We start from the raw sequence: 22,375 nt of genomic DNA, 5'->3' as shown, positions 1-22,375 counted from the left end.
CACGTCGTCCACCGTAGACCCGGCGACACGCTCACCCGTCCCGATAAGGCAGTCTTGTCCACGTGCCCGAACCCGAAACAAGCATGCCCGAGCCCGGGGCGCACGCCGTCCACCCGCACACCGCGACCCTGAAGCGGCTGGAGCAGTCCTCCGGGTCGCTCGCCGCGCAGGCCATCGCGCGGATGGACGAGACGCTGCCGTGGTACCGGGCCATGCCACCGGAGAACCGCTCCTGGATCGGGCTGGTGGCCCAGGCGGGCATCGCCGCCTTCACCGAGTGGTTCCGCCGCCCGGACGCCCCCCAGGCCATCTCCACCGACGTCTTCGGCACCGCGCCGCGCGAGCTGACCCGGGCGATCACGCTGCGGCAGACCGTCGAGATGGTGCGGACCACGATCGAGGTCATGGAGTCCGCGATCGACGAGGTCGCCGCCCCGGGCGACGAGTCGGTGCTGCGCGAGGCGCTGCTCGTGTACGCCCGGGAGATCGCCTTCGCCACCGCCCAGGTCTACGCGCAGGCCGCCGAGGCACGCGGTGCCTGGGACGCGCGGCTGGAGTCCCTGGTGGTGAACGCCGTGCTCAGCGGGGAGGCCGACGAGGGGGCCGTGTCCCGGGCCGCCGCCCTGGGCTGGAACTCGCCCGAGCACGTGTGCGTGGTGCTGGGCACCGCCCCCGACGGTGACTCCGAGCTGACCGTGGAGGCCATCCGGCGCGCGGCCCGGCACGCCAAGCTCCAGGTGCTGACCGGGGTGCTCGGGGACCGGCTGGTGGTGATCGCGGGTGGCAGCGACAATCCGCTGGCGGTCGCGAAGTCGCTGATCGGACCGTTCGCGCAGGGCGCCGTGGTGGCCGGCCCGGTGGTGCCGGACCTGCTGGCCGCGACCCGGTCCGCGCAGGCCGCCGCGGCCGGGCTCAAGGCGTGCACCGCCTGGCCGGACGCGCCGCGTCCGGTGCTGGCGGACGATCTGCTGCCGGAGCGCGCGATCGCCTCCGACCCCTCGGCCCGCGTGCAGCTGGTGGAGGAGATCTACAGACCACTGGAGGAGGCCGGGGCCGCGCTGCTGGAGACGCTCAGCGTCTATCTCGAGCAGGCGAGCAGCCTCGAGGGCGCCGCCCGGATGCTCTTCGTTCACCCGAACACCGTGCGCTACCGGCTCCGACGTGTGACTGACGTCACCGGATGGTCACCCTCTGATGTACGGTCTGCGTTCACACTGCGGATCGCGCTCATCCTGGGGCGTCTGGCCGATGGAGATCAGCAACTCTAAGCTTTTGTCGGGGGTCCACAAAACACCCTCGTGTTCTTCGTCCCTGTCCCCACGGGCGGTCGTGGCCGTCCTCAAGAGAGAGTGTGAGAGTGCTCGTACTCGTCGCTCCCGGCCAGGGCGCCCAGACGCCCGGCTTCCTGACTGACTGGCTCGCCCTTCCCGGTGCCGCGGACCGCGTCGCCGCGTGGTCCGACGCCATTGGACTCGATCTCGCCCACTTCGGCACGAAGGCCGACGCGGACGAGATCCGTGACACGTCCGTCGCCCAGCCGCTGCTGGTCGCCGCCGGAATCCTCTCCGCCGCGGCACTCGGTGACATGGCCGAGATCGCGCCGGGCGCGGTCGCGGGCCACAGCGTCGGTGAGATCACCGCCGCCGCGTTCGCGGGCGTCCTCGACGACACCGCCGCGCTGACCCTCGTACGCCGTCGGGGCCTGGCCATGGCCGAGGCCGCCGCGGTCACCGAGACCGGCATGTCGGCGCTGCTCGGCGGCGACCCCGAGGTGAGCGTGGCCCATCTGGAGAAGCTCGGTCTGACCCCGGCGAACGTGAACGGCGCCGGTCAGATCGTGGCGGCCGGCACCATGGAACAGCTGGCCGCGCTGAACGACGACAAGCCCGAGGGCGTGCGCAAGGTCGTCCCGCTGAAGGTGGCCGGCGCGTTCCACACGCACCACATGGCCCCCGCGGTGGACAAGCTCGCCGAGGCCGCGAAGGCGCTCACGCCGGCCGACCCGAAGGTGACGTACGTCTCCAACAAGGACGGGCGGGCCGTCGCCACCGGCGCCGAGGTGCTGGAGCGCCTCGTCGGCCAGGTCGCCAACCCGGTCCGCTGGGACCGGTGCATGGAGACGTTCAAGGAGCTGGGCGTCACCGCGTTGATCGAGGTGTGCCCGGGCGGCACGCTGACCGGGCTGGCCAAGCGCGCGCTGCCCGGGGTGAAGACGCTGGCCCTCAAGACACCCGCCGACCTCGACGCGGCCCGCGAGCTCGTCGCCGAGCACGGCCAGCAGGCCTGACAAGGAGCGCGAGAGCATGTCGAAGATCAAGCCCAGCAAGGGCGCCCCGTACGCGCGCATCCTCGGCGTCGGCGGTTACCGCCCGACCCGGGTCGTGCCGAACGAGGTGATCCTCGAGAAGATCGACTCGTCCGACGAGTGGATCCGCTCGCGCTCCGGCATCGAGACGCGCCACTGGGCGGGTCCCGAGGAGACCGTCGCCGCGATGTCGATCGAGGCGTCCGGCAAGGCCATCGCGGACGCCGGTATCGACGCCTCACAGATCGGCGCCGTGGTCGTGTCGACCGTGTCGCACTTCAGCCAGACCCCGGCCGTCGCCACCGAGATCGCCGACAAGCTGGGCACGGACAAGGCCGCGGCCTTCGACATCTCGGCGGGCTGCGCGGGCTTCGGCTACGGTCTGACCCTCGCCAAGGGCATGATCGTCGAAGGCTCGGCGGAGTACGTCCTGGTCATCGGCGTGGAGCGGCTCTCGGACCTGACCGACCTGGAGGACCGGGCCACGGCCTTCCTGTTCGGCGACGGCGCCGGCGCGGTCGTGGTCGGCCCGTCCCAGGAGCCGGCGATCGGCCCGACCGTCTGGGGCTCGGAGGGCGACAAGTCCGAGACGATCAAGCAGACGGTGCCGTGGGACCGCTTCCGGATCGGCGACGTCTCCGAACTGCCCCTCGACTCCGAGGGCAACGTCAAGTTTCCTGCGATCACGCAGGAGGGCCAGGCGGTGTTCCGCTGGGCCGTGTTCGAGATGGCGAAGGTCGCTCAGCAGGCGCTGGACGCGGCCGGGATCAGCCCGGACGACCTGGACGTCTTCATCCCGCACCAGGCCAACGTGCGGATCATCGACTCGATGGTGAAGACGCTGAAGCTGCCGGAGCACGTCATGGTCGCCCGTGACATCCGCACCACCGGCAACACCTCGGCCGCCTCGATTCCGCTCGCGATGGAGCGGCTCCTGGCGACCGGCGAGGCCAAGAGCGGCGACACCGCGCTCGTCATCGGCTTCGGGGCGGGTCTCGTCTACGCCGCGACGGTCGTTACCCTCCCCTAGGCACTCCGTGCCGGATCACTCGGTCCGGAACGGAGACCAGCAACACCTGCCGCTGACGCGGCGGGCCGCCACACCCTCTGAAAACAACGAAGGAGCGCCATCATGGCCGCCACTCAGGAAGAGATCGTCGCCGGTCTCGCCGAGATCGTGAACGAGATCGCCGGCATCCCGGTTGAGGACGTCCAGCTGGACAAGTCCTTCACCGACGACCTGGACGTCGACTCGCTGTCCATGGTCGAGGTCGTCGTCGCCGCCGAAGAGCGCTTCGACGTCAAGATCCCGGACGAGGACGTCAAGAACCTCAAGTCGGTCGGCGACGCGACCGACTACATCCTCAAGCACCAGAGCTGATCACCCGATCACTGCCTCTGGGCTGACTGCCCCGCCACCCGGCGGTGGCGCCGTACGAATCCGTATCCCGTTGGAGAAAGAATTCCCGTGAGCTCGACCAATCGCACCGTGGTCGTCACCGGTATCGGCGCAACCACACCGCTGGGTGGCGACGCAGCCTCTACCTGGGAGGGCCTGGTCGCCGGCAAGTCCGGCGTCAAGCCCCTGGAGCAGGAGTGGGCCGCCGACCAGGCCGTCCGCATCGCCGCACCGGTCGCCGTGGACCCCTCCGAGGTCATCCCGCGGCCCCAGGCCCGCCGACTGGACCGTTCGGCTCAGTTCGCGCTGATCGCCGCGCAGGAGGCCTGGAAGGACGCCGGTTTCACCGGCAAGGCCGGCGAGGCGACCGAGGGCGAGGGCGCCGGCGTCGACCCCGACCGGCTCGGCGCGGTCATCGCCTCCGGCATCGGCGGCGTGACGACCCTGCTCGACCAGTACGACGTGCTCAAGGAGAAGGGCGTCCGCCGCGTCTCCCCGCACACCGTCCCCATGCTGATGCCGAACGGCCCGTCGGCCAACGTGGGCCTCGCCGTGGGCGCCCGGGCGGGCGTGCACACGCCGGTCTCCGCCTGCGCGTCGGGCGCCGAGGCCATCGGCTACGCCATCGAGATGATCCGCACCGGCCGCGCCGACGTCGTCGTCGCGGGTGGCACGGAGGCGGCGATCCACCCGCTGCCCATCGCCGCGTTCGGCAACATGATGGCGATGTCCAAGAACAACGACGACCCGCAGGGCGCCTCCCGCCCCTTCGACACGGGTCGCGACGGCTTCGTCCTCGGTGAGGGCGCCGGCGTCCTCGTCCTGGAGTCCGCCGAGCACGCCGCGGCACGCGGTGCCCGGGTCTACGCGGAGGCGGTCGGCCAGGGCATCTCCGCCGACAGCCACGACATCGTGCAGCCGGAGCCGGAGGGCCGCGGCATCTCGCACGCCCTGCAGCACCTGCTGGACAACACCGACCTCGACCCGGCCGAGATCGTGCACGTCAACGCGCACGCCACCTCGACGCCGGCCGGCGACATCGCCGAGCTGAAGGCGCTGCGCAAGGTCCTCGGCGACGACGTCGACCACATGGCGGTCTCCGGCACCAAGTCGATGACCGGTCACCTCCTCGGTGGCGCGGGCGGCGTGGAGTCCGTCGCGACGGTGCTCGCCCTGTACCACCGGGTGGCGCCGCCGACCATCAACGTCGAGAACCTCGACCCCCAGGCCGAGGCCGCCGCGGACATCGTCCGGGGCGAGGCCCGGAAGCTGCCCGTCGAGGGCCGGATCGCCGCGCTGAACGACTCGTTCGGCTTCGGCGGCCACAATGTCGTACTCGCGTTCCGGACGGTCTGAGCGGCTGATCCGAACGTTTGATGGCCCGGGCCCCCTCGGAGGGGCTCGGGCCATCGTCGTCCGTGGGTTGCCGGGTGCGGGTCGTACGTGGCTGGTCGCGCCCACGCGGCGGAGCCGCACATCGGCAGAGACCCGCGCCCCTTCGGGGCGCTTCAGACCACCTGGTGCAGCCAGCGGACCGGGGCGCCCTCGCCCGCGTAGCGGAAGGGCTCCAGTTCGTCGTCCCAGGGCTTGCCGAGGAGCTTGGCGATGTCGGACTCCAGGTCGGTCTCGCCGCGCTGGGAGCGGACCAGGGCGGCGCGCAGCCGGTCCTCGGGGATGAGGATGTCGCCGTGGATGCCGGTGACGGCGTGGAAGATGCCGAGGTCGGGAGTGCAGCTGTAGCGCTCGCCCTCGGCGTTCGCGGACGGCTCCGCGGTGACCTCGAAGCGCAGCAGTTGCCAGCCGCGCAGTGCGGAGGCGAGCTTGGAGGCGGTGCCGGCCTGGCCCTGCCAGGAGAACTCCGAGCGCCAGGTGCCGGGCGCGGCGGGCTGCCGGATCCAGTCCAGGCCGACGCGCGTGCCGAGCACCCCGGCGATGGCCCACTCGACGTGCGGGCAGAGCGCGCGCGGCGCGGAGTGCACGTACAGAACTCCACGTGTCGTCACCGGAACCTCCGGGCTGAGCGGGACATCTCGGAACGGGCGGAACGGTCGCGGCCGGGCGGGCCGCGTTGATGGCGAGGCTACCGTGCGACCGGGCAAGGAGTGTGACGTACCGTCGGTCCCGGTGCCGACAAACCTCTGCCATTCACCCGGCAGGACGCTTGTACGGGTGTGAGCCGTTGCATCTCCGCCCTCGGGAACCCTGGCGCGGTGTCATGGGTTGAGGACGTTGGAGGCACGAGGCGAGGGGTGGGACCGGTATGGGTCAGCGGACGGGCCGGCGGACGCCTGTCGAACGTGGACGTTCCGAGCGTGGACGTTCGCGTGTCGGCCGCCGCCGTTCGCGTGCCGCGCTCGCCGTCCTGACCGCCGCCGTCCTGGGCGTGACCGGCTGCGACGCCGTGGGCGGTGACTCCGCCGACCCGTCCCGCTCCGCGTCGAAGCGGCCGAAGCCCACCCCTGCCTGGGACACGAGTCCCGACTCGGTCGCCGCCGTGGGCGACTCCATCACGCGCGGTTTCGACGCCTGCTCGGTCCTGTCGGACTGCCCGGAGGTCTCGTGGGCGACCGGCGGCAGCGCCGAGGTCGACAGTCTCGCCGTACGGCTGCTGGGGAAGGCGGAAGCGGCCGAGCGGAGCTGGAACTACGCGGTCACCGGAGCCCGGATGGCCGACCTGACCGGGCAGGTGACCCGGGCGGCGGCGCGGAAGCCGGAGCTGGTCGCGGTGATGGTCGGGGCGAACGACGCCTGCCGGGCCACGACCTCGGCGATGACGTCGGTGGCCGACTTCCGGGACCGGTTCGAGGAGGCCATGGGCACGCTGCGCGAGAAGCTGCCCAAGGCGCAGGTGTACGTGGCGAGCATCCCGGATCTGAAGCGGCTCTGGTCGCAGGGGCGCACCAACCCGCTGGGCAAGCAGGTGTGGAAGCTGGGCATCTGCCCGTCGATGCTGGGCGACGCGGACTCCCTGGACTCGGCTGCGACGCTGCGCCGGAACACCGTGCGGGACCGGGTGGAGGACTACAACGAGGTACTGCGCGAGGTCTGCGCGAAGGACCGGCTGTGCCGCACCGACGGCGGCGCGGTGCACGAGTACCGGTTCGGGACCGGCCAGTTGAGCCGCTGGGACTGGTTCCACCCGAGTGTGGACGGCCAGGCCCGGCTGGCCGAGATCGCGTACCGCGCGGTCACCGCGAAGCAGCCCTGACTCGGCCCGACCAGGGCTTGACCTGGGCGGGTGTCCTAGAGTTCCGCACATGAACGAACTCTTCGGCACACTTTCCGACGGCACCCCCGTCCACCGCTGGACCCTGGAGCGGGGCGGCGTGCGGGTACGGGTCCTGTCGTACGGCGGGATCGTGCAGTCGGCCGAGGTCCCGGACCGGGACGGGAACACCGCCGACGTGGTGCTGGGGTTCGCGGACCTGGACGGCTATGTGACGCACCCGGAGCCCTATTTCGGCGCGCTCGTGGGGCGGTACGCCAACCGGATCGCGGGCGGCCGTTTCCAGTTGGACGGGCGGACGTACGAGCTGGCGCTCAACAACGGGCCGAACTCGCTGCACGGCGGTGAGCGCGGCTTCGACAAGCGCGTGTGGGACGCGGAGCCGGCCGGGGACGGCACGCACGGCGTCCGGCTCAGCCGCGTCAGCCCGCACGGCGAGGAGGGGTTCCCGGGCCGGCTGGAGATCTCGGTGACGTACACGCTGGACGAGTCGGGTGCGCTGCGGATCGCGTACGAGGCGGTCACGGACGCGCCGACCGTGCTGAACCCGACGAACCACAGCTACTTCAACCTGGGCGGGTCGGGCTCCGGGCACGCGGGCGGCCATGAACTGCGGCTCGCCGCCTCCCGGATCACGCCGGTCGACGCGGACCTGATCCCGAGGGGCCCCACGGAGGACGTGGCGGACACGCGTTTCGACTTCCGGCGGGCGCGCAAGGTCGGCTCCGGCTACGACCACAACCTCGTCCTCGACAAGGGCGTGACGGACACCGCCGTGGAGGTCGCCGAGCTGTACGACCCGGCGTCGGGGCGTGTACTGACGGTGGCGACGACCGAGCCCGGCCTCCAGCTGTACACCGCCGCCCACCTGGGCGAGCCGTTCGCGCCCGGGGACGGCATCGCGCTGGAGACGCAGCACTTCCCGGACTCGCCGAACCGGCCGGAGTTCCCGAGCACGGTGCTGCGGCCGGGCGAGGTCTTCCGCTCGGAGACGGTGTACGGCTTCTCGGTGCGGTAGCCCGTACGGTGCCCTCCCGGTACTGAGCCCCGGGTACTGAGCCCCGGCCCGGATGTCAGGTCCCGGGCCGGGGCTGTTCGTGGGGGCACGCCGTGAGCGGTCCCGAGTCAGACGGTAATCGCCCCGGAGATCCGGTGGTCCACGATCGGGCGTCCGGTCACCGGTTCGTACGAACCCTTCACAAACGGCCACGAGCCGGTCGTCACGCGCCATGGCGCACGGCCCTTCCGTCACGGGATACTGCCGCCGTCCCACAGCGCACCCCACGGCGACGGAAGGACCTGGACTCCCTTGACACACATACGCGTTCGGATCGGCGTACTCGGACTGGCCCTGGTGGCGGGGCTCGCGGCCCCGGCGACGGCCACGGCGGCGCCCCCGGCCACCGCCTCCGCACCGACCGTGGAGGAGCTGCGGCTCGACGGGGACGTGCCCCAGGAGATCCTGCGGCGCTCCGGCTTCGCCTCGGCGGGACCGGCGTTCGCCCGCGGGCTCGGACGGGCGGACTCCTACCGCGAGGCCCGCCGCATCGTCGCGCGCGAGGGCTCGGCGCTGTGGCGGCGGGCCGTGGACCGGGTGCAGGGCCGGGGCCCGGCCCGCGGGGACCTCAGCCGGGACGACGACCGCCCGCTGTACTGGGCACGGCTCGGGATGACGCGGGAACTGCGTACTTGGGAGCCGGGGTTCGGGCTGACCGGGCGGCAGCGGGCCGCGCTGCTCGGGGAACTGGAGCGCGCCTCGCGCGGCCAGAGCGACATCCGCCTGCCGCACGACAGGCACGGCGAGGACGGCAAGGGCAGCGAGGGCGGCAAGGGTATGAAGCGGGTGCTGCTCACCGGTTTCGACCCCTTCACCCTCGACCGCGACATCCGGATCTCCAACCCGTCCGGCGCCGCCGCGCTCGCCCTGGACGGCACGGTGATCGACACACCGGACGGGCCCGCCCGGGTGGAGACGGCCGTGTTCCCGGTGCGCTGGCGAGACTTCGCGGACGGGGCGGTGGAGCGCGCCCTGCGGCCGCACCTGCCGAGGGTGGATCTGTTCACGACCGTGAGCCAGGGCCGGGTCGGGCGGTTCGACGTGGAGCGGACCAACGGGGCCTGGCGGGGCGGCTTCCCCGACAACGAGAACGTCTCCCGCACGGAGACGGTGCCCGTCACCGACCCGGCCTCGCAGCCGCAGTGGACGACGACCACACTGCCGTACGAGGCGATCACGGCCGCGGACACCGGGCGCTTCCCCGTGTACGACAACACGAGCGTGACCGAGATCCCGGCAGGAGGCACCGAGCCGGTCGTACGGCCGGACGGGCCCACGCCCGGCTCGACGGCCCGCGCCGGGGGCGGCGGGGACTACCTCTCCAACGAGATCGCCTACCGGGCGACGCTGCTGCGGGACCGGCTCGGGCTCGCCGCCACCCTGCCGGGCGGGCACGTCCACACGCCGGTGCTGCAGTTCGGGGCCGGGAACACCGATCCGGCGACCGGGGCGGTCACCGATGCCGCGTTCGTGCGGAACCGGCTGGACATCGTGGCGCAGGTGCGGGCGATCGTGGCCGTGGCGGTCAGTGCCTCGGAGCCGGACCGGTCGGACCGGTCGGACCGGCCGGGCGTGCCGGGCCGGAGCTGACCGCCGGGTCGGCGGAGCCGCCGTCGGAGCGGTCGTCGCCGCCGTCGCGGGTCTCCTCGCCCAGCAGTTCGCGGGCGAGGAGCGTGGCGCCGGCGACCGCTCCCGGCATCAGGAACACCGCGACGAACGGCACCAGGAAGGACACGCTCAGCGGTGTGCCGAAGCCCCAGACCAGCATCTTGCGGGAGCGCAGGAGGGCGAGGCGGTCGCGCAGTTCGACCCCGCGGCGCTGGAGGGCGACGGAGGCCAGTTCCTCGGTGAGGAAGAAACCGGTGACGAAGAAGCCGATCACCGGGACCACCGTCTGCCCGACGACCGGGATGAAGCCGAGGGCGAAGAGCAGGACGCCCCAGACGGCGGCGCGGAGCAGGATCCGGAGGCTGTCGCGGCCGGAGATCCACAGCTCGCGCCAGAGCGGCAGGTTCGACTCGGGAGTGGTGCCGTCCGGGGAGACGTCGCGGTCGACGCGCTCGGAGAGGCTCTCGTAGAAGGGCTGGCCGACCAGCAGCGTCACCGCGGTGAAGGTGAGGACGGCCAGGAGCAGGGCGAGGGCGAACAGGACGGCGGTGAGGAAGCCGCGGAACAGTCCGAGCCAGGGGCTCGACCAGTCGTCGGCGAAGGGGGTCGCCCAGGCGACGAAGTCCGTGCCCCACAGCGCCAGCCCGACCAGGGCCGCCGCGTACAGCACCAGTGTGATCAGGCCCGGGAGGAGCCCGAAGCCGTAGCTCTTGCCGTGCCGGGCCACCCAGCGCTGGCCCTTCAGGAGATGGCCGAATCCCGCCCCAAGATCGCGCATGGGCGGAACTCTACCGGTCGGCACCGACACCACCCTGCTCGGATGAGGGCTCCGATGGAGCCGCGATTGAGTCGAACGCGCTCATCGCGCCGTACCGATCGGCGAACGGCCCCGCAGAGGTCCGCCGAGTTGGTGAGGAGAAGCGGATGACGCAGAAGATCCACGGCACCGTCGCCGACGGCTTCGAGGCGGTGCGTGAGGAGTTCGCGGCGGTCGTGGCCGGCGAACGGCCGGACTACGAGGGTCAGCTGTGCGCCTACGTCCACGGTCGCCGGGTCGTCGACCTGTGGGCCGGTGACGGCGCCGACGCCGGCTCGCTGTACGGGGTGCACTCGGCCACCAAGGGAGCGGCCCATCTGGTGGTCGCCATGCTGGTGCAGGAGGGCACCCTGGAGCTGGACCGCAGGGTGACCTACTACTGGCCGGAGTTCGCGGCCGAGGGCAAGGGCGCGCTGACCCTGCGCGACCTGCTCGCGCACCGCGCGGGCGTGATCGGCACGGACACCGGATTCGGCACGGCGGAACTGGCCGACGACCGGGTGATCGCCGAACGCCTCGCCGACCAGCGTCCGTACTGGCGTCCCGGCACCGCCTTCGGGTACCACGCGCTGGTCCTCGGCGCCCTCGCGGGCGAGGTGGTGCGCCGGGCCACCGGCCACACCCTCCAGGAGGTCTACGAGGACCGGGTCCGCGCCCCGCACCACCTGGACTTCCACCTGGGTCTGCCGGCCTCGCTGGACCACCGCTTCCGCACCGCGCGGGCGGTGGTCCGCACCCCGGTGCAGCAGGTGGCGCCGGAACCGCTCCCGGACGGCCCGCACACGCTCGCCGCGATCGCCTTCAACCGCAACGCGGCGCACCCCACCGACCTGGCGACCCTGCCCAACGAGCCGGTCGTGCGCGCCCGGGGCCCGGCCTCGGTGGGCGGCGTGGCCTCGGCGCGCGGGCTGGCCGGGCTGTACGCGGCGGCCATCGGCGAACTGGACGGCAGGGCGCCGCTGCTGAAGCCGGACACGGTGGCGGAGTTCGGGCAGGTGCACTCGGTCGGTCACGACCTGGTGACCCGGACGCACCGCTCGTACGGCCTCGGCTTCGAGGCGACGGCGGACACCTGGCACCCGTTCCTCGGCGCCGGGGCGATCGGGCACAGCGGCGCGGGCGGCTGCCAGGCCTTCGCGGACCCGTTCAGCGGGCTGGCGTACGGCTACACCAGGCGCCGTTGCGCCTACCCGGGCGGGGCGGCGCCGGAGAACGGGCGGCTGGTGGCGGCGGCGCACGGTGCGGCGCTCGCGTGCGAGCACCGCACCGCGTGAGACCGGGTACCGGTCAGACGAGCGTCACGGTGATGTTGCCGCGGGTCGCCTTCGAGTACGGGCAGACCTGGTGGGCCTTCTCCACCAGCGACCGCGCGGTGGCGGCGTCCACCGAGGGGATCTCGGCGGAGATCTCGACGATGATCCCGAACCCGTCGTCGTTCTTGCCGATCCCGACCTTCGCGGTGACGGTCGAACCGGTGATGTCGGCGCCCTCCTGGCGGGCCACCACGCCGAGCGCGCCCTGGAAGCAGGCGCTGTACCCGGCGGCGAACAGCTGCTCCGGGTTGGTGCCGGCGCCGTTGCCGCCCATCTCCTTGGGCGGGTTCACGACCAGGTCGAGCTTGCCGTCATCGGTGGCCACCCGTCCGTCGCGGCCGTTCTCGGCGGTGGCGACGGCGGTGTAGAGGACCTCGGACTGCTGAATCGGCATGCGGTTGTCTTCCTCCTCGGTCCGCCGTGACTCGCGCCCACGATCACGACGGATTTCGGAAAGACGCTACCGCATGCCGGAAACTCCGTGAAGGCCCGCCCTGCCCCGAAGGGAGCTGGAGCAGGGGCTCAGAGCTTGACGATCATCTTGCCGGTGTTGTCGCCGCGCAGGACGCCGAGGAAGGCCTCCAGGTTGTTCTCGATGCCCTCGACGACCGTCTCGCGGTACTTCAGCTCGCCGGAGCGGACCCAGGGGCCGACCTCCTGGACGAACTGCGGCTGGAGGTCGTAGTGGTCGCCGACCAGGAAGCCCTCGATGCGGCCGCGGGTCTGGATCAGACGGGCGAGGTTCTTCGGGCCGGGGGCGGGCTCGGTGTTGTTGTAGACGGAGATCGCTCCGCAGATCGCGATGCGGCCGTTCAGGTTGAGGGAACCGACTGCGGCCTCCAGGTGGTCGCCGCCCACGTTGTCGAAGTAGACGTCGATGCCGTCCGGGGCGGCGGCGCGCAGCTGCTCGCTCACCGGGCCGTCCTTGTAGTTGAAGGCGGCGTCGAAGCCGTACTCGTCGACGAGCAGCTTGACCTTCTCGTCCGAGCCGGCGGAGCCGATGACCCGGGCGGCGCCCTTCAGCTTGGCGAGCTGCCCGACCTGGCTGCCGACGGCACCGGCCGCGCCGGAGACGAACACCGTGTCGCCCTCCTTGAGCGCGGCGACGCGCAGCAGGCCGGCGTAGGCGGTGAGCCCCGTCATGCCGAGCACGCCGAGGTACGTCGACAGCGGCGCCGCCTCCGGGTCCACCTTGACGGCGTTCTTCGCGTCCATGGCGGCGTACTCGCGCCAGCCGAAGAAGTGCAGGACGTGGTCGCCCACGGCGAAGCCGTCGGCGTTGGAGGCGACGACCTCGCCGACCGCGCCGCCCAGCATGGGCTTGCCCAGTTCGTAGGGGTCGGCGTAGGACTTGGCGGCGCTCATGCGGCCGCGCATGTAGGGGTCGACGGAGACGAACAGGTTGCGCACCAGCACCTGGCCCGCACCCGGGGTGGGGACCTCCGCCTCGACGAGGGCGAAGTCCTCGGGCTTGGGCCAGCCGACCGGGCGGCTGACCAGGTGCCATTCGCGGTTGACGGTGGGGAGGGCGGGGGAGTCGCTCATGGGGGCACCTTTCCTGGCGCTTGCCGGGGATGTTTCAGGCTCTGAAACAACCATGCGGCTGAACATTTCAGGTTGTCAAACAAATGGGTACCCTGGATTCCATGGCCACACCACGCGACACGACCCGCCGACCCGACGCGCTCACCCTCGAAGTCGTCGAACTGATCGGCGAGGTCGTGGCCCGCTTCCACGCCGACTACGAGGAGGCGGCCGCGGAACGCGCCCTGACCGGCGCGCAGGCCAAGCTGCTCAGTCTGCTGTCGCTGGAGCCGCTGCCGATGCGGAAGCTGGCCCAGAAGCTGAAGTGCGAGCCGTCGAACGTCACCGGGATCGTGGACCGGCTGGAGGCCCGGGGACTGGTCGAGCGGCGGCCCGATCCCGGCGACCGGCGGGTCAAGGTCGCGGCGGCGACGGAGGAGGGCCGACGGGTTGCGCGGGGGCTGCGCGAGTCACTGCGGTTCGCCCGGGAGCCGCTCGCCGGGTTGTCGGAGGACGAGCGGGTGTCCCTGCGGGACGCGTTGCGGAGGATGCTGGCGGAGTGAGCGCGGCGGGGCGGGCGTGGTGGGCCGGAGAGCGCCTACGTACACCACCACAGGAAGCGGTCGCACGTTTCGGTGGGGGCCGGGTCCGGTGAGGTCGTCGGGGTGGGAGTCGTGGTCGGGGGCGGGTCGTCGTCCGGCCCCGTGGCAGGCGGGTCGGCGGTCGGGGTGGCCTCCGGGGCCTGCGAGGAAGGTGCCGACGGGGTCTCGGTCTCGTCCGCCGTCTCCGTCTTCTCCGCGTCCGGGGACTCCGAGGCCGACGCCGTCGCCGAGGCGGACGCGTCGGGGGACGGCGTGCCGGAGGCCGAGGTCGTCCTCGACGTCTCGTCGACCGGGACCGCCGACGAATCCCCCACCTCGCGCGTCGCCCCGCCGTCCGTCGTCTCGCCCCCGGCGGCGGCCGGCTTCGCCGGGGAACCGGGGGCGTCCATGCCGAGTTCCGCGAGGCTCAGTCCGCCGGCCGCCAGGGCGAAGCCCGCGGTGATCAGCAGGGTCCGGCGCCGGCGCCGGCGGTGCGCGGCGGCCTTGCGGTCACGGCGACTGCCCCGGCCGCCGCGGGAGCCGTCGGCGGACGCGACGGCGGGCGCGTCGACCTCGGCGGGCGCGCCGGCCTCGTCGGGCACGGGGGCCTCGTCGGGCACGGGGGCCGGGCCCGGCGCGTAGGCCTGGTCGGGCACATAGGACCGGTCGGGCGCGGGGGCCCGGTCGGGCGGATAGGGCCGGTCGGGTGTGCCGGTCTCGTCGGCGACTCGGGGCGGGGGTCCCGCACTCGTCGGCAAGTGTGCGTCGGGTGGGCCGAGTTGTTCGGCGAGTGTGCCGCACCCCGGGCAGGCGAGGGCGCCGTTGAGGTGCCGTCGGCACGGGTCGCAGTAGTCCATGACGCGGGAAGGTTAAGTTCCGCGACGGGCGCGTTCCTAGACGTGGCTGTGAAGGTTGTGTGGGAAAGCGGCCGGAACCACTCCGCTCCGCACTTTCGAAACTGTCGAAACCGTTATGTGTCCGACCCATTGACACCCCGACCGCCGCCTCCTTACTGTCACGCCAGCATTTCGAACGAGTGCCGAAATATCGAACATAGTGAAGGGCAGCTGCCGTGCGCATCACCGGAATCAGCACACACGTGGTCGGGACGCCGTGGCGCAACCTGACGTACGTCCAGGTGCACACCGACGAGGGGATCACCGGAGTCGGCGAGACCCGGATGCTGGGGCACACCGACGCCCTCCTCGGCTATCTGAAGGAGGCCGAGGCCAACCACATTCTCGGTTCCGACCCGTTCGCTGTCGAGGACCTGGTCCGCCGCATGAAGTACGGCGACTACGGCCGCGCCGGCGAGATCGTGATGTCCGGTATCGCCGTCGTCGAGATGGCCTGCTGGGACATCAAGGGCAAGGCGCTCGGCGTCCCGGTCTGGCAGTTGCTCGGCGGCAAGGTCACCGACAAGGTGAAGGCGTACGCCAACGGCTGGTACACGACCGAGCGGACGCCGGAGGCGTACCACAAGGCCGCCCAGGGGGTCATGGAGCGCGGGTACCGGGCGCTGAAGATCGACCCGTTCGGCACCGGGCACTTCGAACTCGACCACGCGCAGAGCCTGTACGCCGTGTCGCTGATCGAGGCGGTGCGGGACGCGATCGGGCCCGACGCCGAGCTGATGCTGGAGATGCACGGGCGCTTCTCCCCCGCCACCGCCGTCCGGCTCGCGCGCGAACTCGCGCCCTTCAAGCCGGCCTGGCTGGAGGAGCCGGTCCCGCCGGAGAACCTCAAGGCGCTGCGGAAGGTCGCCGAGAAGGTCGACATCCCGGTCGCCACCGGTGAGCGCATCCACGACCGGATCGAGTTCCGGGAGCTGTTCGAGGACCAGTCCGTGGACATCATCCAGCCCGACGTCGGCCACATCGGCGGCATCTGGGAGACCCGGAAGCTCGCCGCCACCGCCGAGACCCACTACACGCTCGTGGCCCCGCACAACGTGGGCGGGCCGGTGCTGACCGCCGCGAGCCTCCAGGTCGGCTTCACCTCACCGAACTTCAAGATCCTGGAGCACTTCAACGACTTCGCGGACGCGGAGATCAAGAAGGTGGTCAAGGGCGCGCCGGTGGTGGACCCGGAGGACGGGTGCTTCCACCTGTCCGACGCGCCCGGCCTCGGGGTCGAGCTGGACGTCGACGCGGCGGCCGAGTTCCCGCAGCAGCAGGCCCGGTTCGACCTGTGGGCCGAGGGCTGGGAGCAGCGCAAGCCCAAGGGGACCGAGGGATGAGCGACGCGGTCGTCATCGAGGCGCCGGGCGAGCACCGGCTGGTGCCGCACGAGCCGCGTGAGCCCGGTCCCGGCGAGGCGCTGGTGCGGGTGCACGCGGCCGGGATCTGCGGCAGCGACCGCGAGGTCTACCAGGGCAACCGGCCCGAGGGGTACGTGCGTTACCCGCTCACCCCCGGGCACGAGTGGTCCGGGACCGTGGCGCGGGTCGGCGCCGGGGTGCCCGCGTCCCTCGTCGGGCGCGGGGTGGTCGGCGAGGGGTTCCGCAACTGCCAGGTGTGCGACCGCTGTCACGCGGGCGAGACGACGCTGTGCACGGCGGGGTACGAGGAGACGGGGTTCACCCAGCCGGGGGCCATGGCGCCCACGCTGACGCTGCCCGCCCGCCTCCTGCACGTCCTGCCCGACGACGCCGACCTCACCGCCGCCGCACTGCTGGAGCCCGCCGCCTGCATCGCCGCCGCCGCGCTCAGGGCGAACGCCCGCCCCGGTGAGCGGGTCGCGGTCGTCGGGACCGGGACGCTCGGCATGTTCGCCGTGCAGTTCCTGCGCGCCGCGTCCCCGGGCGAACTGCTGGTCGTCGGCACGCGCGGGGACCGGGAGGCACTCTCCCGGCAGTACGGGGCGACCGACTTCCGGACGAAGGACCAGCTCCTCCCCGATGACTTCGACGTCGTCATCGAGACCGCCGGGTCCGCCGCCGCCGCCCGCACCGCCGCCGCGCTGCTCCGCAGGGGCGGGCGGCTGGTGCTGACCGGTATCCCGGCGCCGGGCGCCGACGGGCTGGACCCGACCGACCTGGTCGTACGGCAACTGGAGGTGCAGACCGTCTTCGGGGCGCCGCCGGACGCCTGGGCGCACACGGTGCGGGTCTTCGCGGCCGGCCTGCTCGATCCGCGGCCGCTGGTGACGCACGAGCTGCCGCTCGCGGAGTTCGCCGAGGCCATCGAGCTGGTGGGGTCCGGCGACCCGAAGGTCGGCAAGGTGCTGTTGCGTCCCTGACGCCCGCCCCTGAGCCGTACGCCGGTACGGGGGCGACCTGACGGCCTCCGTACCGGCGTACACCCATCCGCACGGGCTCCTCCCCTGCCTGTAGCCGCGAACTTCGTCCGAAATACCGAACACTAAGGACAGCTTGTGACCGACGCTTCCGCCAAGGCCGCCGCACGCAGGCCCGGTGAGCAGGCGCTCACCGCCCTCGGCCTGGCCGCGCCCGCACTCGACCCCGCCGACGCCTCGCCGCACTCCTTCCCGGGCGGCGGCCGCTGGCGCACCGAGATCCCCTCCTGCGAGGGGCCGGAAGCGCTGGGGGTGGTCCTGAAGGAGTCCTCGCGGCTGGATGTGCCGATCCACCGGATCAGCCAGGGCAGCGGCGTGTGGATGCTGACCGACGCCGAGATCACCGAGATGGTCGAGGCCACCGCCGAACGCGACATCGAACTCTGCCTGTTCACCGGCCCGCGCGGCACCTGGGACATCGGCGGCTCCACCCGGACCGACTCGGGCGGCGCGGGCCTGCGGGCACGCGGCCACGACGCGGTCGCCGGTTGCGTCGAAGACGCCGTGCGGGCCACGGAGTTGGGCGTCAAGTGCCTGCTCGTCGCCGACGAGGGCGTGCTGTGGACGCTGCACCGGGCGCGGTCGGCCGGGATCATCCCCACCGACACCACGCTCAAGCTCTCGGCGCTCGTGGGGCCGGTCAACCCGGCCTCGTACGCGGTGTACGAGCGGCTCGGCGCCGACTCCATCAACGTGCCGAGCGACCTGACGCCCGATCACCTGACCGAGATACGGCGGGTTTCGGCCGCGCCCATGGACATGTACATCGAGGCTCCCGACGACCTCGGCGGCTATGTGCGGATGTACGAGGTCGCCGAGCTGGTCCGGCGCGGCGCCCCGCTGTATCTGAAGTTCGGCCTCTCCAAGGCGCCCGGGATCTACCCGTACGGCCACCACTTGCGCGAACTGACGCTGACCACCGCCAAGGAGCGGGTGCGGCGCGGCCGGCTCGCACTGGACCTGCTCGCGCGGCACGGGGCGGACGGCGACATGGCTCCACTCGGCACGCGTGATCCGGGCTCGCTCAACCGGTTCGAGATCTCGTCATAACGTTCCGGAAACTTCCTTCACAAAAGAAGACACGACCGCGCACAATCCCACACACCTGCTCTCGGTCGATCCACCCTCAGCGTTTCTTGCGTACTGGCGACACCAGACCGAGCCCGGCACCCACCTCACAAGGATGATGACCATGCGCAACCGCAGAGCCGCACTCGCAGCCATAGCCTCCGCCGCCTCCCTCGCCCTCACGCTGACCGCCTGCGGTCAGAGCAGCGAGGGCGGCAGTGAGGAGGACAAGGGCGGTGCCGAAGGCGGCACCATCGGCATCGCGATGCCGACCAAGTCCTCCGAGCGCTGGATCTCCGACGGCGCCAACGTCGAGAAGGAGCTGAAGGGCAAGGGGTACGAGACCAAGCTCGTCTACGGCGAGGACGACCCGGACCAGCAGGTCTCCCAGATCGAGAACATGATCACGCAGGGCGTGGACGCCCTGGTCATCGCCGCGATCGACAACAAGTCCCTGGGCAACGTGCTTCAGCAGGCCAAGGACGCCGACATCCCGGTCATCTCCTACGACCGGCTGATCCTCGGCACGGAGAACGTCGACTACTACGCCTCGTTCGACAACAGCAAGGTCGGCGAGCTGCAGGGCACGTACATCGTCGAGAAGCTCGGTCTGAAGGACGGCTCCAAGAAGGGGCCCTTCAACATCGAGCTGTTCGCCGGCTCCAACGACGACAACAACACGAAGTACTTCTTCAACGGCGCGATGAGCGTCCTGAAGCCGTACATCGACAAGGGCGACCTGGTCGTCAGGTCCAAGCAGACCGACCTCAACCAGGTCACCACCCTGCGCTGGGACGGCGGCACCGCGCAGAAGCGCATGGACGACCTGCTCACCTCCAGCTACCGCAGCACCCGGGTCGACGCGGTGCTCTCGCCCTACGACGGCATCTCCATCGGCATCCTGTCCGCCCTGAAGTCGGACGGCTACGGCTCGGGCAGCAAGCCCATGCCGGTCGTCACGGGCCAGGACGCGGAGGTCGCCTCGGTGAAGTCGATCATCGCGGGCCAGCAGACCCAGACCGTCTTCAAGGACCTCCGCGAACTCGCCAAGGTCGCCTCGAACATGGTCGAAGCCTCCCTCAACGACAAGAAGCCCGAGGTCAACGACACCAAGTCGTACGACAACGGTGCCAAGGTCGTCCCCGCCTACCTGCTCCAGCCGGTCAGCGTCGACAAGAGCAACTACGAGAAGGTCCTCGTCGACGGCGGCACCTACTCCGCGGACGACCTCAAGTAACCGGGCCCCACAAGGATTGGAAGGCACGACCATGGCGGGACCCGTCCTGGAAATGCGCTCGATCGTCAAGACCTTTCCCGGTGTCAAAGCGCTGTCGGACGTCACGCTGACCGTCCGCCAGGGCGAGGTCCACGCCATCTGCGGCGAGAACGGCGCCGGCAAGTCGACCCTGATGAAGGTGCTCTCCGGCGTCCATCCGCACGGCAGCTACGAGGGGGACATCCTCTTCGAAGGCGAGACCTGCCGGTTCAGGGACATCCGGGCGAGCGAGCGGCACGGCATCGTGATCATCCACCAGGAGCTGGCGCTGGTGCCGTACCTGTCCATCGCGGAGAACATCTTCCTCGGCAACGAGCACGCCAAGCGCGGACTGATCAACTGGCACGACACCCTCAAGCACGCCACCGAACTGCTGCGCCGGGTCGGCCTCGACGAGCACCCGGAGACCCGGGTCGCCGACATCGGCGTGGGCAAGCAGCAGCTGGTGGAGATCGCCAAGGCGCTGTCGAAGAAGGTGAAGCTGCTCATCCTCGACGAGCCGACGGCGGCGCTCAACGACGAGGACAGCGGCAAACTCCTCGACCTGATCCTTCAGTTGAAGGAACAGGGCATGACCTCGATCATCATCTCGCACAAGCTGAACGAGATCCGCCGGGTCGCCGACTCGGTCACGATCATCCGCGACGGGCAGTCCATCGAGACGCTCGACGTGAAGGCCGAGGAGACGACCGAGGACCGGATCATCAGCGGGATGGTCGGCCGCGACCTGGAGAACCGCTTCCCGGAGCGGACCCCGCACCACCCGGAGGAGGGGACCGCGCCCGCCCTGGAGATCCGCAACTGGACCGTGCACCACCCCATCGACCAGCAGCGCAAGGTCGTCGACGACGTCTCGATCGAGGTGCGGCGCGGCGAGATCGTCGGCATCGCCGGGCTCATGGGCGCCGGCCGCACCGAGCTGGCGATGAGCGTCTTCGGCCGCACCTACGGCCGGCACGCGGGCGGCACGGTCCTGCGGGACGGCACGGAGATCCGGACGAAGACCGTCCCGGAGGCGGTCAAGCACGGCATCGCGTACGTCACCGAGGACCGCAAGCACTACGGCCTCAACCTCATCGACACCATCAACCGGAACGTCTCGCTGACCGCGCTGGGCAAGGTCGCCAAGCGGGGCGTGGTCGACGAGCACGGGGAGCGGCAGGTCGCCGAGGACTTCCGCAAGTCCATGAACATCAAGGCGCCGACCGTCTTCGAGCCGGTGGGCAAGCTGTCCGGCGGCAACCAGCAGAAGGTCGTCCTCAGCAAGTGGATCTTCGCGGGTCCCGAGGTGCTGATCCTGGACGAGCCCACGCGCGGCATCGACGTGGGCGCCAAGTACGAGATCTACACGGTCATCGACCGGCTGGCCGCCCAGGGCAAGGCGGTCGTCTTCATCTCCTCCGAACTGCCGGAGCTGCTCGGCATGTGCGACCGCATCTACACGATGGCCGCGGGGCGGCTGACGGGTGAGTTCTCGCGGGCCGAAGCATCGCAGGAAGCGCTGATGCGTCGGATGACGAAGGACAAGAAGGACAAAGAGGTAACCCGATGAGCACGGACGTGACCGCCAAGACCCCGGCCCCCGCGCCGCCCGGCAAGAACGGGACGGCCTCCGGCGGCGGCCTGCTGCGGCTGATGCTCGACGGCATGCGCCGCAACATGCGCCAGTACGGCATGCTGATGGCCCTCGGCCTGATCGTGGCGCTGTTCGCGGTGTGGTCCGACGGCGACCTGCTGCTGCCGCGCAACGTCTCCAACCTGGTGCTGCAGAACAGCTACATCCTGATCCTCGCGATCGGCATGATGCTCGTCATCATCGCGGGCCACATCGACCTGTCGGTCGGCTCGCTGACGGCGTTCATCGGCGCGATGGCCGCCGTACTGATGGTCGACAACGACCTTCCCTGGCCGCTCGCGGTGGTGCTCTGCCTGGCCATCGGCGCGGCCGCGGGCGCGGTGCAAGGGTTCTTCATCGCCTATCTCGGCATACCGTCGTTCATCGTGACCCTGGCGGGCATGCTGCTCTTCCGCGGCCTGACGGAGATCTTCCTGAAGGGCCAGACCCTCGGCCCGTTCCCGAAGGACCTGCAGAAGATCGCCAATGGCTTCCTGCCCGAGGTCGGCCCGAACACCAACTACCACAACCTCACCCTGCTGCTGGGCTTCGCGCTGATCGCCTTCGTGGTGTTCCAGGAGGTCCGGGACCGCAAGCGGCAGCAGGAGTTCGCCCTGGAGGTGCCGCCGGCCAAGCTGTTCCTGCTCAAGCTGGTCGCGCTGGTCTCCGCCGTCCTGGTCGTGACCCTGCTGCTCGCCAGCTACAAGGGCGCCCCGGTCGTGCTGCTCATCCTGGGCGTGCTGGTCGTCGGGTTCGGCTACCTGATGCGCAACGCGATCATCGGCCGCCACATCTACGCCATCGGCGGCAACCTGCCCGCGGCCAAGCTGTCGGGTGTGAAGGACAAGAAGGTCACCTTCCTGGTCTTCCTGAACATGGGCATGCTGGCGGCGCTGGCGGGGCTGGTCTTCGCCGCCCGCTTCAACGCGGCCTCGCCCAAGGCCGGCCTCAACTTCGAGCTGGAGGCCATCGCCGCCTCGTTCATCGGCGGCGCGTCGATGAGCGGCGGCGTCGGCACGGTCCTCGGCGCCATCATCGGCGGCCTGGTCCTGGGCGTGCTCAACAACGGCATGAACCTCGTCGGCATCGGCACCGACTGGCAGCAGGTCATCAAGGGCGCGGTGCTGCTGGCGGCGGTCGGGTTCGACGTGTGGAACAAACGCAGGGTCGGTTCTTAGAGAAGCGGTCTATTCGGGCCGTACGGAGACCGCGGGCCGGTTGTGGCCGGTCGCGCCCACGCGGCGGAGCCGCACATCGACACAGCCCCGCGCCCCTGATGGCGCTTCTGT

General features: G+C 71.1%; 21 protein-coding genes. 16 read left to right on the top strand and 5 right to left on the bottom strand.

Features of this window, described 5'->3' with window-relative positions; genetic code table 11:
* The first annotated feature begins 62 nt into the window (after positions 1-62).
* The 5 genes from fasR to RI578_RS27475 all read left to right on the top strand — a co-directional run bounded on the left by fasR (position 63) and on the right by RI578_RS27475 (position 5,060).
* Positions 63-1,268 (top strand): fatty acid biosynthesis transcriptional regulator FasR, encoded by a 1,206-nt coding sequence (fasR, locus tag RI578_RS27495; RefSeq protein WP_375919894.1) that lies wholly within the window; start codon positions 63-65, stop codon positions 1,266-1,268.
* Between the two features lie 89 nt (positions 1,269-1,357).
* Positions 1,358-2,287 carry an ACP S-malonyltransferase gene (locus RI578_RS27490; protein ID WP_310873573.1) on the top strand — a complete coding sequence of 310 codons (930 nt, stop codon included), beginning with the start codon at positions 1,358-1,360 and terminating at the stop codon, positions 2,285-2,287.
* A gap of 16 nt (positions 2,288-2,303) precedes the next feature.
* Entirely contained in the window at positions 2,304-3,335 is a 1,032-nt protein-coding gene (locus RI578_RS27485) for a ketoacyl-ACP synthase III (protein ID WP_219177424.1), read from the top strand.
* Between the two features lie 102 nt (positions 3,336-3,437).
* Positions 3,438-3,686: an acyl carrier protein gene (locus tag RI578_RS27480; protein WP_310873572.1), complete on the top strand. Its 249-nt coding sequence runs from the start codon at positions 3,438-3,440 to the stop codon at positions 3,684-3,686.
* Positions 3,687-3,773: 87 nt separating this feature from the next.
* A complete protein-coding gene (locus RI578_RS27475) occupies positions 3,774-5,060 on the top strand; it encodes a beta-ketoacyl-[acyl-carrier-protein] synthase family protein (protein ID WP_310873571.1) in 1,287 nt (428 codons plus the stop codon).
* 152 nt (positions 5,061-5,212) lie between these two features.
* Here RI578_RS27475 and RI578_RS27470 read toward each other — a convergent pair whose 3' ends face one another.
* Entirely contained in the window at positions 5,213-5,707 is a 495-nt protein-coding gene (locus RI578_RS27470) for a DUF3145 domain-containing protein (protein ID WP_121746779.1), read from the bottom strand.
* A 257-nt stretch (positions 5,708-5,964) separates the two neighbouring features.
* On the opposite strand from RI578_RS27470, the gene RI578_RS27465 reads away from it, so the two are divergent.
* The 3 genes from RI578_RS27465 to RI578_RS27455 all read left to right on the top strand — a co-directional run bounded on the left by RI578_RS27465 (position 5,965) and on the right by RI578_RS27455 (position 9,577).
* Entirely contained in the window at positions 5,965-6,912 is a 948-nt protein-coding gene (locus tag RI578_RS27465; RefSeq protein ID WP_310873570.1) for an SGNH/GDSL hydrolase family protein, read from the top strand.
* Positions 6,913-6,961: 49 nt separating this feature from the next.
* Positions 6,962-7,948 (top strand): aldose epimerase family protein, encoded by a 987-nt coding sequence (locus RI578_RS27460; protein ID WP_310873569.1) that lies wholly within the window; start codon positions 6,962-6,964, stop codon positions 7,946-7,948.
* A gap of 291 nt (positions 7,949-8,239) precedes the next feature.
* A complete protein-coding gene (locus tag RI578_RS27455) occupies positions 8,240-9,577 on the top strand; it encodes a pyroglutamyl peptidase (RefSeq protein ID WP_310873568.1) in 1,338 nt (445 codons plus the stop codon).
* Here the strand turns inward: RI578_RS27455 and RI578_RS27450 are convergent.
* A complete protein-coding gene (locus RI578_RS27450; protein WP_310873567.1) occupies positions 9,513-10,373 on the bottom strand; it encodes an EI24 domain-containing protein in 861 nt (286 codons plus the stop codon). The genes RI578_RS27455 and RI578_RS27450 overlap by 65 nt on opposite strands.
* Positions 10,374-10,519: 146 nt before the next feature.
* On the opposite strand from RI578_RS27450, the gene RI578_RS27445 reads away from it, so the two are divergent.
* Positions 10,520-11,686 carry a serine hydrolase domain-containing protein gene (locus RI578_RS27445; protein ID WP_310873566.1) on the top strand — a complete coding sequence of 389 codons (1,167 nt, stop codon included), beginning with the start codon at positions 10,520-10,522 and terminating at the stop codon, positions 11,684-11,686.
* 13 nt (positions 11,687-11,699) lie between these two features.
* On the opposite strand, the gene RI578_RS27440 is transcribed toward RI578_RS27445, so the two are convergent.
* Both RI578_RS27440 and RI578_RS27435 read right to left on the bottom strand, forming a co-directional pair.
* Positions 11,700-12,119, bottom strand: coding sequence for an organic hydroperoxide resistance protein (locus RI578_RS27440; RefSeq protein WP_310873565.1), 420 nt, complete (start codon positions 12,117-12,119; stop codon positions 11,700-11,702).
* A 128-nt stretch (positions 12,120-12,247) separates the two neighbouring features.
* A complete protein-coding gene (locus tag RI578_RS27435) occupies positions 12,248-13,270 on the bottom strand; it encodes an NADP-dependent oxidoreductase (protein ID WP_310873564.1) in 1,023 nt (340 codons plus the stop codon).
* 101 nt (positions 13,271-13,371) lie between these two features.
* Here RI578_RS27435 and RI578_RS27430 point away from each other — a divergent pair, with 101 nt between their 5' ends.
* The gene (locus RI578_RS27430) at positions 13,372-13,812 is read left to right on the top strand and encodes a MarR family transcriptional regulator (protein ID WP_310873563.1); all 441 of its coding nucleotides are present in this window, start codon (positions 13,372-13,374) and stop codon (positions 13,810-13,812) included.
* Between the two features lie 35 nt (positions 13,813-13,847).
* Here RI578_RS27430 and RI578_RS27425 read toward each other — a convergent pair whose 3' ends face one another.
* A complete protein-coding gene (locus tag RI578_RS27425) occupies positions 13,848-14,687 on the bottom strand; it encodes a hypothetical protein (protein WP_310873562.1) in 840 nt (279 codons plus the stop codon).
* 215 nt (positions 14,688-14,902) lie between these two features.
* Here RI578_RS27425 and RI578_RS27420 point away from each other — a divergent pair, with 215 nt between their 5' ends.
* From RI578_RS27420 to mmsB, 6 genes are all read left to right on the top strand, one after another.
* The gene (locus RI578_RS27420) at positions 14,903-16,069 is read left to right on the top strand and encodes a mandelate racemase/muconate lactonizing enzyme family protein (protein WP_121746787.1); all 1,167 of its coding nucleotides are present in this window, start codon (positions 14,903-14,905) and stop codon (positions 16,067-16,069) included.
* A complete protein-coding gene (locus RI578_RS27415) occupies positions 16,066-17,070 on the top strand; it encodes an alcohol dehydrogenase catalytic domain-containing protein (RefSeq protein ID WP_310873561.1) in 1,005 nt (334 codons plus the stop codon). Before RI578_RS27420 ends, RI578_RS27415 begins: the two co-directional genes overlap by 4 nt.
* A 135-nt stretch (positions 17,071-17,205) precedes the next feature.
* Entirely contained in the window at positions 17,206-18,177 is a 972-nt protein-coding gene (locus tag RI578_RS27410; protein ID WP_310873560.1) for a hypothetical protein, read from the top strand.
* Between the two features lie 142 nt (positions 18,178-18,319).
* Positions 18,320-19,432, top strand: a complete 1,113-nt coding sequence (chvE, locus tag RI578_RS27405) for a multiple monosaccharide ABC transporter substrate-binding protein (protein WP_310873559.1) — start codon at positions 18,320-18,322, stop codon at positions 19,430-19,432.
* A gap of 31 nt (positions 19,433-19,463) precedes the next feature.
* Positions 19,464-21,023 carry a multiple monosaccharide ABC transporter ATP-binding protein gene (gene mmsA, locus RI578_RS27400; protein WP_310873558.1) on the top strand — a complete coding sequence of 520 codons (1,560 nt, stop codon included), beginning with the start codon at positions 19,464-19,466 and terminating at the stop codon, positions 21,021-21,023.
* Positions 21,020-22,264 carry a multiple monosaccharide ABC transporter permease gene (gene mmsB / locus RI578_RS27395; RefSeq protein ID WP_310873557.1) on the top strand — a complete coding sequence of 415 codons (1,245 nt, stop codon included), beginning with the start codon at positions 21,020-21,022 and terminating at the stop codon, positions 22,262-22,264. Before mmsA ends, mmsB begins: the two co-directional genes overlap by 4 nt.
* Positions 22,265-22,375: the final 111 nt, after the last annotated feature.

The sequence above is a fragment of the Streptomyces sp. BB1-1-1 genome (assembly GCF_031597775.1).
GTDB lineage: Bacteria > Actinomycetota > Actinomycetes > Streptomycetales > Streptomycetaceae > Streptomyces > Streptomyces thinghirensis.
The sequence above is the reverse complement of the archived record's forward strand: the minus strand, read 5'-3'. Positions and strand labels throughout refer to the sequence as shown.